11 protein-coding genes are annotated in these 16431 nt (G+C 66.3%); 4 read left to right on the top strand and 7 right to left on the bottom strand.

The window, feature by feature from the left end; all coding sequences use genetic code 11:
- Positions 1-72: 72 nt before the first annotated feature.
- The 4 genes from sufD to GN153_RS03865 form a co-directional block, all read right to left on the bottom strand.
- Positions 73-1284: a Fe-S cluster assembly protein SufD gene (gene sufD / locus GN153_RS03880; protein ID WP_159900027.1), complete on the bottom strand. Its 1212-nt coding sequence runs from the start codon at positions 1282-1284 to the stop codon at positions 73-75.
- Positions 1285-1309: 25 nt separating this feature from the next.
- Positions 1310-2734 carry a Fe-S cluster assembly protein SufB gene (gene sufB / locus GN153_RS03875; RefSeq protein WP_159900025.1) on the bottom strand — a complete coding sequence of 475 codons (1425 nt, stop codon included), beginning with the start codon at positions 2732-2734 and terminating at the stop codon, positions 1310-1312.
- 52 nt (positions 2735-2786) lie between these two features.
- Positions 2787-3713: an ABC transporter ATP-binding protein gene (locus tag GN153_RS03870; protein WP_159900023.1), complete on the bottom strand. Its 927-nt coding sequence runs from the start codon at positions 3711-3713 to the stop codon at positions 2787-2789.
- Between the two features lie 131 nt (positions 3714-3844).
- Entirely contained in the window at positions 3845-9064 is a 5220-nt protein-coding gene (locus GN153_RS03865) for a DNA polymerase domain-containing protein (protein ID WP_159900021.1), read from the bottom strand.
- Positions 9065-9196: 132 nt separating this feature from the next.
- Between GN153_RS03865 and GN153_RS03860 the strand changes: the two genes are divergently transcribed.
- Both GN153_RS03860 and GN153_RS03855 read left to right on the top strand, forming a co-directional pair.
- Positions 9197-9604 (top strand): DUF7322 domain-containing protein, encoded by a 408-nt coding sequence (locus GN153_RS03860; RefSeq protein ID WP_159900019.1) that lies wholly within the window; start codon positions 9197-9199, stop codon positions 9602-9604.
- Positions 9605-9628: 24 nt separating this feature from the next.
- Positions 9629-10045 (top strand): DUF7346 family protein, encoded by a 417-nt coding sequence (locus GN153_RS03855; RefSeq protein WP_159900017.1) that lies wholly within the window; start codon positions 9629-9631, stop codon positions 10043-10045.
- A gap of 56 nt (positions 10046-10101) precedes the next feature.
- Here GN153_RS03855 and rad50 read toward each other — a convergent pair whose 3' ends face one another.
- From rad50 to GN153_RS03840, 3 genes are all read right to left on the bottom strand, one after another.
- The gene (gene rad50, locus GN153_RS03850; protein WP_159900015.1) at positions 10102-12783 is read right to left on the bottom strand and encodes a DNA double-strand break repair ATPase Rad50; all 2682 of its coding nucleotides are present in this window, start codon (positions 12781-12783) and stop codon (positions 10102-10104) included.
- On the bottom strand, positions 12780-14087 hold the full coding sequence (gene mre11, locus GN153_RS03845) for a DNA double-strand break repair protein Mre11 (RefSeq protein WP_159900013.1): 1308 nt from the start codon (positions 14085-14087) through the stop codon (positions 12780-12782). The genes rad50 and mre11 overlap by 4 nt, the downstream gene beginning before the upstream one ends.
- A 108-nt stretch (positions 14088-14195) precedes the next feature.
- The gene (locus GN153_RS03840) at positions 14196-14453 is read right to left on the bottom strand and encodes a MarR family transcriptional regulator (protein WP_159900011.1); all 258 of its coding nucleotides are present in this window, start codon (positions 14451-14453) and stop codon (positions 14196-14198) included.
- Between the two features lie 138 nt (positions 14454-14591).
- Between GN153_RS03840 and pan1 the strand changes: the two genes are divergently transcribed.
- Together pan1 and GN153_RS03830 are read left to right on the top strand one after the other, a co-directional pair.
- Positions 14592-15803 carry a proteasome-activating nucleotidase Pan1 gene (gene pan1 / locus GN153_RS03835; RefSeq protein WP_159900009.1) on the top strand — a complete coding sequence of 404 codons (1212 nt, stop codon included), beginning with the start codon at positions 14592-14594 and terminating at the stop codon, positions 15801-15803.
- Between the two features lie 213 nt (positions 15804-16016).
- The gene (locus GN153_RS03830; RefSeq protein WP_159900007.1) at positions 16017-16415 is read left to right on the top strand and encodes an FAS1-like dehydratase domain-containing protein; all 399 of its coding nucleotides are present in this window, start codon (positions 16017-16019) and stop codon (positions 16413-16415) included.
- The last annotated feature ends 16 nt before the right edge of the window (positions 16416-16431 follow it).

Genomic DNA, 16431 nt, shown 5'->3' with positions numbered 1-16431 from the left:
TCGGTGGTACGCGAACTTAAGCGGTTCCCTGTGCGGCAGGCTCGGAGAAATCGAATCGAGCAGAAACGGGCTCTACTGCCGGAGCCGCTCTGCGACCCGGCCCTCCAGGTCCTCGCGGAACTCCTCGACCTCGATCTCCTCGAGGACGGGGACGAAAAAGCCCTCGACGAGCATGTTCGTCGCCTGCTGTGGCGGGACCGACCGGGAGGTCATGTAGAACAGGTCCTCCTTGTCGACCTGGCCCACGGTGGCGGAGTGGCTGGCCTCCGTGTCGTGGTTGTTGATGATCAGCTTCGGGGAGGCGTCTGCCTCGCTGTCGTCGGACAGCATGAGGGTGTTCTCGCGCTGGTAGGAGTTGGTGTCCCAGGCCTCCCGGCCGACGTTCTGAACGCCCTCGTAGACCGAGCGGGCGCTGTCGTCGAGCACGCCCCGGGTAACGAGGTCCGCGGTCGTGTGTTCGTTCTCGTGCCAGACCCGGCTCGCCAGGTCGAAGTGCTGGTCGCCGTGCCCGAAGAAGGCGCCGACGATCTTCGACTCGGAGGACTCGCCGACCAGCCGCGTCTCCACGGCCGTCTTGGTCAGCCGGGAGCCGAGGTTCCCCTCGATCCAGTTGACCGTCCCGTATCGGCCGGCGTGACCGCGCTTGACCTGGTAGTTGTAGGTCTCCTCCGAGAGGTCCTGCAGCGTGCCGTACTGGACGCTGGCGTTCTCGCCGGCGGTCGCCTCGACGACCCCGCTGTAGTAGCGCTCGCCCGCCACGTCGTCGCCGGTCGACTGCCGCTCCAGGATCGTCACCGAGGCGTTGTCCTCGGCGACGACCAGCGTGTAATTAAAGAGCGCCCGGGAGTTCATCCGCGTGCGGATGGTGACCTCGTCGGCGACGACGCCTTCGGGAACGTAGACGACGGTCCCCGCCGAAAAGAGCGCCGTCGACAGCGCCGTCAGGTAGTCCCGCTGGGGGTCGACGACCGCGCCGAACTGCTCCTCGATGAGGTCGCCGTGTGCCTCCAGTGCCTCCGTCCAGGCCAGCACGTCGACGCCCTCCGCGTCGACGCGGTCTTTCTCCTGGGCGAACTCCAGCGGGTCGACGAAGGACTCGTAGTCCAGGGCGTCGAGGTTCGTCCAGTCGCGCCCGGGCGTCCGGATGACCTCGGGCATGTCCAGGTCCCCGAGAGCGTCGAGGGCCTCGAGACGCGTCTCCAGCAGCCACTCGGGCTCGCCGAGCTGGTCGCTTATCTCCGTTACCTGCTCCTCTGTGAGGTTTGCGTGTACCTGCGTACTCATGGTTGTGTGGACACTCCGGGGGGAGTTATCCGAGCGAGCCCTCCATCTCGAGTTCGATGAGGCGGTTGAGTTCGACCGCGTACTCGATGGGCAGTTCCTCCGTGATCGGCTCGATGAAGCCGGCGACGATCATCTGCTTTGCGTCGTCGTCGTCCAGCCCGCGTGACTGGAGGTAGAAGACGTCCTCGTCGCCGATCTTGCCGACGGTTGCCTCGTGAGCGACGTCGACGTTCTGCTCCTGGATCTCCATGTACGGCATCGTGTCCGACGTCGAGTCGTTGTCGAACATCAGCGCGTCACACTCCACACTCGTCGAGGAGTCCGTCGCGCCGTCGGCCATGTGGACCAGCCCGCGGTAGTTGGTCCGGCCGCCGTCCTTGGAGATGGACTTGGACTCGATGGTCGACTTCGTGTCGGGCGCGTTGTGGTAGACCTTCGCGCCGGTGTCGATGTCCTGGCCCTCGCCGGCGAAGGCGATGGTGATGTGGTTGTCCGTCGCGCCCGGGCCCTTGAGGACGGTGGAGGGGTACAGCATCGTGGCCTTCGAGCCCATCGAGCCCGAGACCCACTCCATCGTCGCGTCGGCCTCGGCGATGGCCCGCTTCGTGTTGAGGTTGTAGGTGTTCTTCGACCAGTTCTGCACGGTGGAGTACTGGACGTGAGCACCCTCCTTGACGAACACCTCGACGCCGCCGGAGTGGAGGTTGAACTCCGAGTACTTCGGGGCCGAACAGCCCTCGATGTAGTGGACCTCGGAGCCTTCCTCGGCGACGATCAGCGTGTGCTCGAACTGGCCCATCCCGTCTGAGTTCATCCGGAAGTACGCCTGGACGGGCATGTCGACGGTGGTGTCCTCGGGGACGTAGACGAAGGAGCCGCCCGACCAGATGGCGCCGTGCAGCGCCGCGAACTTGTTGTCGCTCGGGGGCACGGCCTTCGTCATGAAGTACTCCCGAACGATCTCCGGGTGCTCCTGGACGGCCTTGTCCATGTCACAGAAGATGACGCCCTTCTCCTCCCAGCGCTCCTGCATGTTCTGGTAGACGATCTCCGACTCGTACTGTGCACCCACACCGGAGAGGGCGTTCTTCTCGGCCTCGGGGATGCCCAGCTTGTCGAAGGTGTCCTGGATCTCCTCGGGGAGGTCGTTCCAGTCGTCTACGCCGCCGCGGGTCTCGATGTCCGGGCGGATGTAGGGGACGATCTGGTCGACGTCGACTTCCGAGAGGTCGGGCGCGGCCGGCCAGTCGTCGGGCATCGGCATCTCCTTGAACTGCTCGAGCGCGCGAAGGCGACGCTCGAGCATCCACTCCGGCTCGTCCTTGTCCTCGGAGATGACCCGGATCGTCTCCTCGGTCAGCCCCTTCTCGGCTTCGAAGGCGGACTTCTCCTCCTTCTTAAACTCGAACCGCTTCTCGGTGTTGGTGTCCTGTAGGTCCTCTGAACTCATGTGTCTGTGTGGGGGTCGTGTGCGTATGTGTCTGTCGCGCAGTCCGTCCGGCTCATGCGGCCTCGACGGCCTCCTCGCGGACCCAGTCGTACCCCTCGTCCTCGAGCTTCTCGGCCAGCTCCGGACCGCCGCTCGTTGCGACCTGCCCGTCGAGCATCACGTGGACGTGGTCGGGCTCGACGTAGTCGAGGATCCGCTGGTAGTGGGTGATCTGGAGGATGCCGGCGCCCTGCTCGTCGCGCAGGGCGTTGATCCCGTTGGAGACGTCCTGGAGCCGGTCGATGTCCAGCCCCGAGTCGATCTCGTCCAGCACCGCGATCTCGGGCTCCAGCACCGCAGCCTGGAGCACCTCGTTCTGTTTCTTCTCGCCGCCGGAGAAGCCGGCGTTCAGATACCGGCTCGCGAAGGACTCGTCCATGTCGAGTTGCTCCATCTTCTCCTGGAGGATCTGCTGGAACTCGGCGACGCCGACGTCGCCCTCGTCGGCGGGGCCCTCCATCGGGGAGGTGTCGTAGCCGGCGGCGTCCTCGTTGGTGGCGTCGGTTTCCTCCTCCTCATCCTCCTCGTCCTCGAACAGCTCCTCGCGCTCCTCGAGTTTGGCGTTGAGCGCCGTCCGGAGGAAGTTCACCATCGTCACGCCCTCGATCTCTGCGGGGTACTGGAATCCGAGGAAGATGCCCAGCGCCGCACGCTCGTTCGGTTCGAGGTCGAGCAGGTTCCACGAGAGCTCGTCTTCGTCGGCCTCGGCCAGCTCCTCGAACTCGTCGCCGTCGAGGTGCAGGCGGACCGCCCCCTCGGTCACCTCGTAGGCGGGGTGGCCGGCGATCACTTTCGCCAGCGTCGACTTCCCGCTGCCGTTGGGGCCCATCAGGGCGTGGATCTCGTTGCTCCCGACTTCCAGCTCGACACCACGGAGGATCGTCTCGCCACCCTCCTCGGCGACTTCCGCGTGCAGATTGTCGATTTCGAGTGTTGCCATGGCTTCTTAGGTCAACCGAAAAGTGGGGAGACTCACCCATAATGCTTTCGGACTTCCGGGACGAAATTTCCGGATGTCAAACTTTGTTTTCGGTTCCCAAAATCGCGAGCACCCCGGCCGTCCCGTCAGGGTTACATGAACGAGCCGAGCCCGGTCTGTTCCTGGCCGGTCTTGACCTCCTCCCAGGAGATGCCCAGAGCCTCGATGATCCGCTCGATCGGCCCCTTGAGCGTCTTGTCGAGCATCTTGTCCCAGTCGACCTCGAACTCCTCGGGGATCTGGTCCGGGTACTCGAAACAGATGACGTCGGGGTCCCGCCGGAAGGCACCGTACACCGGGTCCGTCGAGGGGTCCAGCCCCTCCTCGCGCTCGATGCGCTCCCAGAAATCGGAGTGGACACGGTCGAGGTAGAGGCGTTTGGGCTTGGAGCCGCGCTGGAAGTTCGTCCCCAGCACGGCGTTGGCGTACTTCGCGCCCCGGACCTGCGCGGTGTCGGTGTCGTAGTTGTCCAGCCGCTTGCCGATCCCGCCCGGGATGCCCACGTCGTCGAGGTCGACGTTCCCCGCCCGGAAGTCCTGGATCACGTCGTGGAGGTACGATTTGACCGCCTCCGGGTCCTCGCCCATCACGATCATGTCGATGACCCCCTTCTGGACTTCCTTGGTGATGGGCGCGATGTCCGACCGTTGATATTCGAAGCCCGTGATGTCGATGTCGTCGACGTCTTTGCCCTCCTTCCAGACGATGTGGCCGGCGTACCGCTTCTTCTTCCCCGCCTGGAAGAACCGCCGGTAGAGCTTCTCGAACTCGATCTCGAAGCGGTGGCTCTCGGCGTTCAGCCGCTCGAGGGCGAACTCGTCGTAGGAACTGTTGATCACATCCTCGAGTTCGAACCCCTTTCGGATGGTTGCGGCAATGGTTTCGAGTTCCTCCTCGGCCATCTCAGGATGTTTCTCCCGCATCTCATCGGTAACTTCGACCGGGCCGTCAACGTCCTCGACAGAAATGTCGCCCAACTGTAACATAACGCTGTCGGTGTCACCGTAGACGACTTCGTACCCCTCGTTTGCGACGACTTCGTCGGTGTACTCGATCACCTCACGACCCGTAGCAGTGACAGCAGCACCCATCTCCTTGTCGTAGAGCCGGAACCGGTCCCACCCGAGAACGCCGTAGAGCGACTGGCCGACGAACTGGAATTTGCCGTTTCGGCCGGCCAGAAGCGTGTGGTTGTCCTCGACGGTCACACAGTAAACACCGTCTGCCGCCTTGCTCCGGTCGGCACTCCGGTGCATCCGGAGCGTGTTCTTGCTGTCTTCCGTGACGTAGATCCGCCACGTCCCGCTGTCCCGGTTGTAGTTCGCGGTCAGACCGAGGTGTGCACAGAGCCGGAGGACGTCGTCGCGCAACTGGTCGCTCGCCGTCGTGTACCGCCAGGAGTTCGGCTGGCGGTCCCCGTCACCGTCGATGAGCGTCTCCAGAAACCGGCGCTTCTGGGACCGGCACAAGTCGAACACGAACTCCGGAACACGCTTCTCGTGACTTCCGTCACCACACAGGTCACGGAGCAGGTCACCCACGAGTTTCGAGGTGAACTGGTAGCTCCGGTCGTCGACGTAGTAGTCGAACCCCATGCGGTCGAGCAGCGCACCGATCTCTGCGTGGCTGCCTCCGTCGGCAGCGATGTTCGTTTCGGGGGTGTTCTGTGCAATCTTGACCGTCGTCGCCGAGCCGCGCGTCTTCTCGCCGAACTCCCTCGTCTCGGACGTGTAGACGTTCCCTTCGGTGATGTACCACGCGAGCAGGTCGAGGAAATCGTCGGCATCGAACGTCCGCGGAACCCACTTGCGGCCCGATTCCGCGTGAACGTACGTCCGCTCGGCTATCTCCTCGATGTACGGTCTGTGCTCCTCGAACTCCTCGGGTCCAAACACGTACCCCTCCTCGCCGATATCGTTTTTCAGAACTTTGTCCGGGTAGTACCCCAGCTCCGCAGCGAAGGTATGGCCATGTACAGACGGCCGGACCCAGACCTCGTACTCGCTGGCGTAGTCAGTAAAGTCGACCGCTTCTAGGCGTTCGCCGTCCGGCCCGTCCCAGTCGTGTGGGAGTTCGTAGTTCGTCGTGTCGTCCAACTCCCCCGCTTCGACGAACCGGTACCTGTCCTCGGTGACGCCGTTCGTCTCGTTTTTACGGACGAGCATCCGGTGGTTCGGGGTCACGCTGAAGTCGATCTTGCTGGTCTCGATATCGACCAGTTCCCCGTCGTAGTCGGGGTAGGCGTGGGTCTCGACGACCGGCTTCACCTCCATCTCCATCGTCTCCGGATCAAGCGAGTACACCTCGTCCCCGACGTCGAGAGCCCGGATGTTCCGGACACCCTCTGGCGTCAGGACTTCCGTATCCGGCGTGAAGCAGTTCATGATGACCTTCACCGCCGCCTGCTGCCGGTCGTACTGCTCGTAGGCAGGGTCCTCGGGGTCGTGGTCGTCCCGCAGGGACTTTTTCTCGTCGCGCTCGGCCAGCAGTTCGTCGACCATCTCCCGGATGGCGCCGTCCGGTTCCTTCCGGAAGTGTGTCCCGTTGGGTGCGCGGTATGTCTCGCCGTCGTAGGAGTCGGGGTCGACTTTCGTCTCCGGGCTGGCGTTGGTCGTCACCATGCACATGGGGTACAGCGACTGGCCGACCCACTGGAAGTGGCCATTCCGACCGGCCATGACGACGTGGTTGTCCTCAGCGGTGATGCAGTGAACCGTCCCGTCGTGTTCTTCGACCGTCGCGTTCGTCTCTTTTTTGAACGAACCGCGCTTGCCGATGGAGACGTACCACGTGCCGTCGGACTCCTTCGTGACGGTCGGTTTGTGCCCACAACGCACGGAAATATCGACGATATCGTCCTTGAGCACGTCGCTTTTGGTCCAGAATTTCCGGAGCCCGGAGTCCGTCCGACTGCCGTCTCCGTCAACCACCGTTTCGAGCAGGACCGACAGCAGTTCGCCGTCGAGGTCGAACAGCCAGTCCGGGAGGCGTTTCTCCGCGTATCCGTCGCCGCAGTTATTTTCGAGCCAGTCGACCAGGAGCTGGTTCGAGACGTTGATCCCTCGGTCGTCGGTGCTGTAGTTGATGCCCATCCGGTCGAGCAACGACCGGATCACCTCCCGGCCATCGGGGTCCCTCTGATGCAGCGTCAGTCGCCCGTTGTCGGCATCGGTACTGCCCTCCGTAACGAACCAGCCGAGAAACGCAAGCCAGTTCTCCATCTCGAACGCAAGTGGAGTCTCGCGGTGCTGTCTGTCGTATTTGAGAAACACGTCGTCGGCGTGTTCGTCGATGACCTCGCGGTTGGAACGGTAGACTGACAGGGGAATGAGATACTTTCCGACTTTCTGCTGCAGTCCGGCCGCTTCCGACGTACCGTGTGCGAGGTCCAGCGACTCGGTAACTGACTCGGGCATCCGGTTTCTGAACCGGCGCAAGTCGTCGTCGGAATAGGCGACGACCTGTCCCTCCTCAACCCGGCTGACGAAATCAAATGTCTCCGGACGACGGCCATCCATCGGCTCGTGCTGTGGGAACGCGAAGCGCTCGTACTCCGGAATGTTCCGGTACTCCGCGAACTCGAAGTCGCCGGGTGACTGCTCGTCCCACCCGCGCTGGCTGGAAACGAGGAACCGATGATTCTCGGTGATCTTCAAGTCGTGTGTGTTGCCCGAGAGGTGGTGAAGCTCACCGAATTCGTTCTCGTACTCGTGCGTCTCGGCGACGGGTTTCACCTCGCACTCGAAGGTGTCCGGGTTGAGCGTGTAGACCGGGTCTCCGACCTGGATGTCAGTAATGTCGCGTGGACCCTCCGGAGTCAGCACCTCAGTGTCGCTACTGAAACATTTCAGGTCGAGCACGGTGACGTTCTCGCGCACGCCGGTGATCGGGTCGAAGACCGCGCCGCCCTCGTAGTCCTCGCTGTCCTGTTGCCCTTTCGAGGGGAGGGCGTACTCGTCGTGCAGTTTGTGCAGCACGTACATGTCGACAGCGTCGCCTGGGGTGGTGGCGTCCTCGAGCTTGCAGCCGACGAACTGGCGGACCTCGTTCCAGAAGGCGACGATGTCCTGGTCGCGGTCCAGTTCGACACACAGCTCCACGTCGCGGAGGTTGTACTCCAGCAGCCGCTCGGGCTCCTGCTCCCAGAGGTCGCCGATGTCGCCGGCGTACCGCTCCTTGCCGACGCCGAGTTCGCGCTCACCGACGTCGTCCAGCCGGTAGGAGTCCAGTTCCGTGAACTTCGTGCGCTGGTAGGCATAGAGGAGGTCGAAGACGACCCGACCCTTGACATCGGGGCCCTGCCAGTCGCTCCGCCACACCTCGTCGACCCGGGAGAGGCGGTCGTAGGAGAGGTCGTGGTCCGTGTCGTTCCGGTCGGCCAGGACGTCCAGCCGGTCGATGAGGTAGGGGGCGTCGAAGTCGGTGAAGTTCCACCCCGTCAGGATGTCCGGGTCCGTCCCCTCGATGTAGTTCAGGAAGGAGCCGAGCATCGCCTCCTCCGTCCCGAAGGTGCGGACGTCGGCCTCGAAGTCGCCCTCGATGGGGTCGTACCCCTCGAGTGCCTCCGGCCCGTCGACGCCCTCCGGCGACTGGTAGAGCCAGACGATGTACTCGTCGTCGTAGGAGTCGTGCGAGGTGAGACAGATGATCGGCTCCTCGCCGTCCTCCGGGAACCCCGAGCGGTCGTCGACCTCGATGTCGAAGGTGTTGACCCGGGGTTCGGCGTCGACCTCCACGGGCTCGACCTCCTCGTGGTGGACCCGGAGCCGGTCGCCGTCCTCGCGGCGGGGGACCCGGACGCCGCTGGTGATGTCCTTGTCTATCAGAAACCGGTTGGGAAAGAGGATGTCCGCCTCGTAGTGCTCGAAGTCGTCGCGCATCTGGCCGACGTCCCGCGGCGTCTGGCCGAAGACCTTCACGAGTTTCTCCCCCCGAATGGATTCGTAGGGGTCGCCGTCGTCGTCCTCGTACTCCCACCCGGTGATGCGGTCGTACTGGCGGAGCTCGCCTTCCGTGACGGAGTCGACCGGCGCGTAGAAGTAGGGGCGGAACTCCTCGACCTGGACGTGGACCGGGTCCAGGTCGGCGGTCCGCCCGAAGACGTGCATCACGGGGTACTCGTCGTCGCCGCGGCCCTCGACGGTGTAGTCGACCTGTGCGACCGCGAACTCCACAGTGCCGTCGGCGTCGGGATAGCGGTGCTCGGCGGTGTCGACCAGGTCGGCGTCGGTCCCCCCGTTACCGGCGACAGCCTCGGCCTCGGCGGCCGGCCGCTCGCCGTCCTCCCACGAGGTGAGGTCGGACTGGTCCATCGATACACCCTCTTTGCGTGCCCCGACTAAAATCCCCGCGGTACCCCTCCCGGCGGCCGCCTGTAGCCCGCGGGGCTCGGCAGCTCCGCGAGGACCGAACGGTCTATACCCGCCCGCGGCAAACCCGCGCCCGTGCCGGACGACGAGGGAACCGACGGCGAGGAAGAGGGCTCGCCCGGCGACTGGCAGGCGGTCGAGCAGCGGTACGACGCCGAACCCGACCCCGAGGAGTTCGAGCCCGGCAACCTCGGCCCGGAGATCCCCGAGGCGCCGGACCTGACGGAGGTCGAAGCCAGCTCCGAGGTCCGGTACCGCTTCTGGGCGCTCGTGATGGTGTTCAACGTCGCCCTCCTGGCGGCGAGCGTGGGCGTGATGTTCGTCGCCTTCCAGGGCGAATGGGAGCTCGGCGGACAGCTGACACTCGCCGGCCTCGCGCTCTTCGGGTTCGGCTACTACCGCTACCGGCAGACCAAGGCCGTCCTCGCCGAAAAGGGTGAAGAGGAGCAAGGCGAGAGCGAGGGGAGCGACCGGAACGGCTAACAGCGGCTGGCCGCTACCGCGGGTATGCGGACCGTCGAGGACGACGCCGGCGACCGGTACATCCTTCTGAAGGAGTCGGGCGAGTCGAGTCTCGTCCGGGACCCCGAGTCGGGCGAGCGTCGCCACATCGCCAACGAGGCCCTGGAGCCGGTGGCGGGGGAGTCGCCGCTGTCGACCGCCGCCGGTGCGGTCCCGGCGTCCGTCCGGACGCTTCTGACGGCCGTCCCCGACGAGCGGGCGCTGGGCCTCCTGCTGGAACTCGAGGAGCGTGGCCCCCTCGGCGTTCGCGCGCTGCTGGAGTACGACCTCTGCGAGAGTGACCTCCACGGCCTGCTGGCGGAGTTCCGGGCGGCCGGGCTCGTGACCGAGACGGAGGTCGCCGGCGAGCGGGGGTACGAGACGACCGAACGGGCCAGCGAGGGGCTGGCCCGCCTGCGCTGACCCGGCACGCCCCGGGTGTGTCGGCCGGGCAGGCGAACTGTTGTGCGGGCGGCCGGTCAGTCGCCGGCCTCGGCGAGCAGGTCGGCGTCGACCGATGAGGTGCGCTCGACCGTCGAGCGGTTGGTCCGCGGGTCCGTCCGCACGCGGACGAGGTCGTCGGCAGCCGCCACGAGCTCCTCGTCGTGGCTGACGACCAGGATCTGCTCGACCCCGTGCTCGCGCATCGCCCCCACGAGTTCGACGAGCTGTGAGACGTGCCCCGAATCCAGGAAAACCGTCGGCTCGTCGAGCACCAGCGGCGGCATCGGCGCGGCCCCCTCGATCCCCTCGGCGAGCAGCCGGTAGATGGCACACCGGAGGCTGAGGTTGAACAGCGCGCGCTCGCCGCCGGAGAGCTGGTCGGGGTCGAGCGTCTCGCCGTCCTTCTGGTAGACCGTCAGCTCGTAGTCGGCGTCGAGTTCGATCCGCGAGTAGGTGTCGTTCTCGTAGACCAGCTCGAAGGTCTCGTTGAGCATCCGCTCCAGGGTCTCGACGTTGCGCCGCCGCAACTGCGCGCGCAGCCCGGCGTACATCTCCTCTAGCTGTTCGGCCTCCTCGTACAGCGAGTCCAGCCGCTCGACGGTCGCGGCCAGCTCCTCGCGCCGGTCGCGCAACGAGTCCAGCTCGTCGAGTTCGGCCTCGACGCCACCGACCGCCTCGTTCAGCTCGTCCCGTCGCTCGCGAAGCTCCTCCAGCTTGGGCTCGACCTTCTCGAGGTAGTCCTCTGCCCGTTCCTTCTCCTCGCGGGCCTCGGCGACCCGCTCCTCGTCGAACTCCTCGCGCAGTTCGTCCCGTCGCTCGCGCTTCTCGGCGAGTCGTTCCCGCCGCTCCTCGTTCAGGTCGGCCTTCCCCGCCCGCTGCTCGCGGTAGTCCTCGACGTCTTCCTCGAGGTCGGCGACCCTCTCGGCGGCCTCCGCGAGCCGGTCCAGCCGGTCGACCCGCTCGGTCAGCTCGGCTTTCTCCCCGTTGCACTCGGCGATCGCCTCCTGGCACGCCGTGGCCTGCTCCCGAGCCTCCGCGGCCGCCTCACGCTTCTCCGCGGCGTCCCCCTCCAGGTCGTCGGCCTCCTCGCGCTTGCGCTCGGCCTCGGCGGCCTTCTCCTCCAGCTGTGTTTCCTTCTGGTTGACGAGCTGTTCGGCGTTCTCGCGTTCGGTCTCGAGCCGCTGGAGCTCGCTCGCGCGCTCCTCGAGCCGCTCGGCGCGGTCGCGTTTCTCGGCCAGCTCCGACTCCCGCTCGCGGAGGCTCTCTACCTTCCCCTCGAGCTCCGCCACCCGCTCGCGGCGCTCGTCGATGGCCTCGACGTGGGGCGAGCCCTCGACCGGCTGACCACACTCCGGACACTTCCCGGCCTCGCGGAGCCGCTCGGCCTCCGCGAGCCGCTCCTCGGCGTTCGCGAGCGTCTCCTCTGCCGCCGCACGCTCCTCGCGGACGTCCGAGAGCTCCTCTGCGACGGACTCGCGGAACTCCGCAGCACCGCCGGGGTCGACCGGCGCGTCCTCGAAGGCCTCGCGGTGGGACTGTGCCTCCGCCTCCAGATCCTCGAGTTCCGACCGCTTCTCCGCGAGGAGGTCCTCGCCCTCTTCGACCTCCGCCTCCAGGTCGCCGGCCTCCTCCCGGCGCTGTTCGGCCTCGTCTTCCAGCTCCTCGGCCCGTTCCTCGAGGCTCTCGGCCTCGGTGTCGTGCTGGCGCTTCTCCGCGCTCAGCTCCGTGATACGTTCGGTAATGGCCTCGGCCTCGTCCTCAAGCTCCGCGACCCGCTCGCGGATTTGCTCGGGCTCGACCGCCTCGAGGTCGCTGTCGGCGAGGAGCTCGTCGCGGGTCTCCCGGGCCTCGGCCAGCCGCTCGCGAGTGCTCTCTATCGCCTCGGCCAGCTCTTCGCGCTCCCGCTCGGTGGCCTCGATGCGCTCCTGGAGGGCCTCGACGTCCTCCTCGACCTCGGCCAGTTCCGCCTGGCGCTCGCGGTACTCCTCGAGCACGCTCTCTGCGTCGGCGAGAGTCTCCTTGGCCTGCTCGCGGTTGGTCTCGAAGCGGTCGACCTCCTCGTCGACTTCCGAACGCTCCTCCCTGAGCCCGTTCAGGCGGGCGTGGAGCTTCTCCTCGTCTTTGGCCTCGAGCTGGGACTCGACCTGCGAGAGCGCGCCCTGCTTGTCGTCGCGGACGTGTTTGACCCCCAGGCGGGCCTCGCTGGCGCGCTCGCGGTACTCCTCGAGCTTGCCGAGCTGGAGCAGGTCGTCGAGCATGTCCTGGCGCTCGCCCGGCGAGGCGTTGATCAGCTTGTTCACCTCGCCCTGCCGGACGTACGCGCAGTTGACGAACGCGTCCTGGTCCATCCGGAGTAGTTCGGTCACCCGGGCGCGGACGTCCCGGGCACCCTCGTAGGTGGCGTCGGGCCCCTCCAGGACGCACTCGACGGTCGTGGCCCGCTCGTCACGCACCCGGACCCGCCGCTTGACGTGGTAGCTCCCGCCGGCGTGGGTGAACCACAGCTCGACGGTCGTCTCCTCGGCGCCGATAGTGACGACCTCGTCGAGGGTCCGCTCCAGCGCCTTCGCGCCGTAGAGCGCGAAGAAACAGGCCTCAAGCAGCGAGGACTTGCCGCTGCCATTCAGACCGTGGATGACCGTCACCCCCGCCTCGAGCCGGAGGTCGGCCTCCTCGAAGCACTTGAACCCCTCCAGGCGGACCCGGTCGAACCTCACAGGTAGTCCTCCATGGTGACCTGGCTGTCAGTCCCTTCCTCTCCGGGCTCCGCCTCCGCGCGTCCCGGATCCACGACCTCGGCGTCGGCCTCGGCTCCCTCACTCCCCGCCGAGTTCTCCCCTTGCGCGTCTTCGGCATCCTCCGCTTCCCCGCCCTCGGCGGGCCGGAAGGCGCCGGTCTCGTCGTCCTCGACCAGCTCGCGAACGCGGCGCTCGACCTCGCTTGCGACGTTGGAGTCGGCGACCTTGCTCGCCCGGACGGTCTCGTCGACCTCGCGGGCGGCCGGGCTCAGCCCGAGTTCCCGGACGCGCTCGCGGACCGCCTCGTCGGGGTCGGCGAAACTCACCTCGACGTCGCGCTCGTCGGCGAGCTCCCGGTGGTCGGTCACCCGTGTCGTGAGCGCGCCGGCCTCGGCTGCGGCCTCCTCGACAGTCGCGGGCGTGACCGGCTCTCCCTCCCCCGCTATCGAGACCACGACCACCGCGTCGGTCAGCTCCTCCTGGGTGACCCGCTCGCGGACCCGCTCGACCCCCTCGCCGGGCCCGAGTTCGACGTCGACGAAGACGAAGTCGCGGGTGTCGAGTGCCCGCCGGCGGATGTCGACCCCGTCGGCAGGGGAGTCCGGGGGGTCGTCCTCGAAGACGACGAGGTTGTAGCCGCGGTTCTCCCGCTCGTCCGCGCTCGCGCGCTCGGTCGACCCACAGTAGGTCAGCCACGCGTCGTGTGGGTCCTCGATGCGTCTGGTCTGGGGCGTGTGGTCGTCACCGAGCAGTGCGGCGTCGAACCTGACCGGCGAGCCGGCGAGCACCTCCCGGATGTCCCAGTCGCCGTGCTCGAAGGGCTGGAAGAGGCCGTGGGAGACCAGGGCGGCGTAGTCGCAGCCGTGGGACGAAAAGTCGTAGTCGAGGTCCTCGCGCTCGGCGCGGGCCACGAAGTCCAGCCCGTAGACGGCGACGTCCCCGACCGTCACGGGCTCGTCGCCGAGCCGGGTCGCCAGCCCCAGCGACTCGAAGAGGTCGAGCCACTGGGCGTCCCGCTTGGATTCGTGGTTGCCCACGACGGCGAGAAATGGAATGTCGGCGCCGTCCAGTTCCCGGAGCACCGACAGCGCGCCCATGATGTCGGGCAGGGTCGGGCGCCGGTCGTGGAAGAGGTCGCCGGCGTGGACGACCGCATCGACCTCCTCCTCGACGGCGTCGGCAGCCACCCGCCGGAAGGCGTCGAGAAAGTCCTCCCGCCGCTGGGGGAGGTGGTACTGCTGGTAGCCGAGATGGGTGTCCCCGGTGTGTATCACCCGCGTCATTGGAAGCTCTAGGACACCCCCGGATAAATGGGTTCCCGGACCGAGGTGAAACTGGAGGCCGGGGCCGGGTCCAGCCCCGAATCGACCGGTCAGCCGACAGCCCCGGGTTCAGACGGTCAGTTCGTAGACTCGTTTGCGGGCGTCGGTGAAGGAGAACCGCGAATCGACGGCGCCGACCTCTTCCAGCCGGGTCAGCGCGTACCGGACCGTTCGCGCGGGAAGGAGCGTCTCCCCGGCGAGCGCCTGCTGTGTCGACGGCCCCCCGTACTCCAGTTCCTTCGCCACCAGCTTCGCGCTCGGCGGGAGGTCCCGCACCGCCTCCCACCGGTCCTCTTCGGCCTCGTGTCGAGCGTCGGACGTGCTCATCGTGACCCCCCTATCCAATGCAAACGAATAATATCTTCGATTCTGTTGATTACCACTGAAAATTTGCGGGTGGAGAGAATCCGCGGGGAGGCAGGTGACCCGAACCCTCTTAATGCGCCGGGGCGTAACTAGCGCCGAATGACCGACACCGTGGACGACGTCGAGTGGCCCTACGACGAAGGGGCCTCAAAGCAGGAGAAAATCGAGTCCCTGGAGGAGCGCCTCGAGGTGCTCGAGTCCCAAAACGAGGAGATGCGGGACAAGCTGCTCGACGCCAACGCAGAGAACAACAAGTACCAGCAGAAGCTGGAGCGGCTGACCCACGAGAACAAGAAGCTCAAGCAGTCCCCGCTGTTCGTGGCGACCGTCCAGGAGGTCAACGACGACGGCGTCATCATCAAGCAGCACGGCAACAACCAGGAGGCGCTGACCGAGGTGACCGAGGAGATGCGCGACGACCTCGAGCCGGACTCGCGGGTCGCAGTCAACAACTCCCTCTCTGTGGTCAAGACGCTGGACGACGAAACCGACGTCCGGGCTCGGGTGATGGAGGTCAACGAGTCCCCGCAAGTCACCTACCAGGACATCGGTGGCATCGAGGAGCAGGTCGAGGAGGTCCGCGAGACCGTCGAGATGCCCCTCAAAAACCCCGGCATGTTCGAGGACGTCGGGATCGAGCCGCCGTCGGGTGTGCTCCTGCACGGCCCGCCGGGCACCGGGAAGACGATGCTCGCCAAGGCCGTCGCCAACCAGACCGACGCCACCTTCATCAAGATGGCCGGCTCCGAGCTCGTCCACAAGTTCATCGGCGAGGGTGCCAAGCTCGTCCGGGACCTGTTCGACCTGGCCCGCGAGCGCGAGCCCGCCGTGATCTTCATCGACGAGATCGACGCCATCGCCGCCAAGCGCACCGAGTCCAAGACCTCCGGCGACGCCGAGGTCCAGCGCACCATGATGCAACTCCTCTCGGAGATGGACGGCTTCGAGGAGCGCGGGGAGATCCGCATCATCGCCGCCACGAACCGGTTCGACATGCTCGACCGCGCGATCCTCCGCCCCGGCCGCTTCGACCGCCTCATCGAAGTGCCCAAACCCGACGAGCGCGGCCGCGAGCAGATCTTCCGGATCCACACCCGCGACATGAACATCGACGACGACCTAGACTACGCCAGCCTGGCCGACGTGGCCGACGACGCCTCCGGCGCGGACATCAAGGCCATCTGCACCGAGGCAGGGATGTTCGCCATCCGCGACGAGCGCACCACAGTCCGGATGCAGGACTTCGAGGACGCCTACGAGAAGATCCAGAACGAGGAGACCGACGAGGACGTCTCCCGCACGTTCGCGTAGCTACTTTTTTCCGCCTCGGATGGCCTTCGGCCACCGCGTGGCGGCTTCGCCGTCACGGCACGTAGTTGCGGGCCTGCGGCCCGCAACTCGCTCGGCGCAAAAAACATAAAGCCGGACGCTCGCTGCGCTCGCGTCCGGTACTTGTCTCTGGTCCACTACCGCCCGAGCACCGCAGCCGCGCAGTTTTTGTCCAGTTCGGCCGTCCACTCGCGCATGGACAGACCCGTCGAAGGCGAGACAAGCAGCTACGAGCGAACCTTCACCGTCGATGAGGTCCGGCAGTTCGGGGAGCTGACCGGCGACGACCAGCCCCGGCACACCGAACCCGACGAGAATGGCCGGGTGATGGTCCAGGGGCTCCTGACGGCGACGATGCCGACGAAACTCGGCGGTGACAACGAGGTGCTGGCCCGGCGGATGGACTTCGAGTTCCACCGTCCGGTCTACACCGGCGAGCCGGTCACCTGCGAGTCCCGGACCGAGGCCGTCGTCGAACGCGAGGACCGCTACGACGTCACCTCGGAGGTGGTCTGCAAGAACAGGGACGACAAGACGGTGCTGACCGCGACCATCGAGGGGCTGGTCTGGAAGGAAGACGTCGACGGTCACTGAGCGATTCGGGCCGACC

The organism is Salinirussus salinus (assembly GCF_009831455.1).
GTDB lineage: Archaea > Halobacteriota > Halobacteria > Halobacteriales > Haloarculaceae > Salinirussus > Salinirussus salinus.
This window is presented reverse-complemented; position numbering and strand designations above follow the sequence as displayed.

Excerpts from the sequence above, each read along its gene's own strand:
- mre11 (WP_159900013.1), bottom strand. The coding sequence starts at position 14,087 with ATGACGCGGGTGATACACACCGGGGACACCCATCTCGGCTACCAGCAG.
- GN153_RS03870 (WP_159900023.1), bottom strand. The coding sequence starts at position 3,713 with ATGGCAACACTCGAAATCGACAATCTGCACGCGGAAGTCGCCGAGGAG.
- GN153_RS03840 (WP_159900011.1), bottom strand. The coding sequence starts at position 14,453 with ATGAGCACGTCCGACGCTCGACACGAGGCCGAAGAGGACCGGTGGGAG.
- GN153_RS03865 (WP_159900021.1), bottom strand. The coding sequence starts at position 9,064 with ATGGACCAGTCCGACCTCACCTCGTGGGAGGACGGCGAGCGGCCGGCC.
- GN153_RS03855 (WP_159900017.1), top strand. The coding sequence starts at position 9,629 with ATGCGGACCGTCGAGGACGACGCCGGCGACCGGTACATCCTTCTGAAG.
- GN153_RS03830 (WP_159900007.1), top strand. The coding sequence starts at position 16,017 with ATGGACAGACCCGTCGAAGGCGAGACAAGCAGCTACGAGCGAACCTTC.
- sufB (WP_159900025.1), bottom strand. The coding sequence starts at position 2,734 with ATGAGTTCAGAGGACCTACAGGACACCAACACCGAGAAGCGGTTCGAG.
- pan1 (WP_159900009.1), top strand. The coding sequence starts at position 14,592 with ATGACCGACACCGTGGACGACGTCGAGTGGCCCTACGACGAAGGGGCC.
- sufD (WP_159900027.1), bottom strand. The coding sequence starts at position 1,284 with ATGAGTACGCAGGTACACGCAAACCTCACAGAGGAGCAGGTAACGGAG.